1 protein-coding gene is annotated in these 1,040 nt (G+C 66.0%); it reads right to left on the bottom strand.

The window, feature by feature from the left end:
• On the bottom strand, positions 1-1,009 hold a 1,009-nt coding region (locus tag DWB68_RS15785), incomplete at its 3' end, for an IS481 family transposase (protein ID WP_119426061.1).
• Positions 1,010-1,040: the final 31 nt, after the last annotated feature.

Here is a 1,040-nt window from a genome sequence, read left to right as displayed (position 1 = left end):
TGTTCTTCCCACTGACGTTGTGGACGCGATCGATGGGTGAGAGGCCTCCGATGCCGGTGTGGGGTCGGTGATGATTGTAGTGGTGCAGCCAGGCGGGGTAGCTGGCGGCGCGCTGCTCGTCTGAGTCGTAGTGTCGGGCGTAGGCCCACTCGTCGGCGAGGGTGCGGTGGAACCGTTCGATCTTCCCGTTGGTCTGTGGCCGGTAGGGGCGTGTGTACTTGTGTGTCACGTCGTCGCCGAGCGCATCGTTGAACGCCTTCGAGCGGTAGCAGGAGCCGTTATCAGTCATCACCCGCTGGATCGTGATCCCATGGCCGGCGTAGAACGCGTTCGCGCGTTCCCAGAACCCGGCGGCGGTGTCTTTGCGTTCGTCGTCGAGGATCTCCGAGTACACCAGCCGGGCGTTGTCGTCGATCGCGGAATGCAGGTAGGAGTACCCGACCCCTGACCGTCGCTTCCGGCCCGCCTCACGGCCCCGGGTGCGCCAGCCACCGCCATCGGGGATGCGGCCGAGCTTCTTCACATCCACGTGCACCAGCTCGCCCGGGCTCTGCCGCTCGTAACGGACCGGCTGGGGCTTGCGCACCCGGACGCCAGTGTTCTTATCGACCTGGCCCAGCAGCGGTACCCGGTACCGCTGCAGCACCTTCGAGACCGTCGATTGCGCCAGATGCAGGTGATAAGCGATCCGGTGCGGACCCCACCGCCGGTTCACCCGCAATCCGATGATGCGGCGCTCCGTGCGCTGCGAGGTCCGATTCGGCGAGGTCGACGGCACAGAGGACCGATCCTGCATCGCCGCACGCCCGCCCGTGCGATACCGGGCCACCCACTTCGACACCGTCCCGCGGGCAACCTGGAACCGTTCGGCGACCCGCGCCTGTGTCCAACCCTCATCGATGACCAGCAACGCGATCTTGATCCGCCCCTCGACTGTGAGCGCAGCGCGGGCGTGAGTAGCGTAGGACACGAGGACCTCCGTGGATCGAGTGAGTGTGGTAACCCACATCGATACCGGAGGTCCTCACCTCATCCCGTCA

It is taken from the genome of Galactobacter valiniphilus (assembly GCF_003575975.1).
GTDB classification, from domain to species: domain Bacteria; phylum Actinomycetota; class Actinomycetes; order Actinomycetales; family Micrococcaceae; genus Galactobacter; species Galactobacter valiniphilus.
This window is presented reverse-complemented; position numbering and strand designations above follow the sequence as displayed.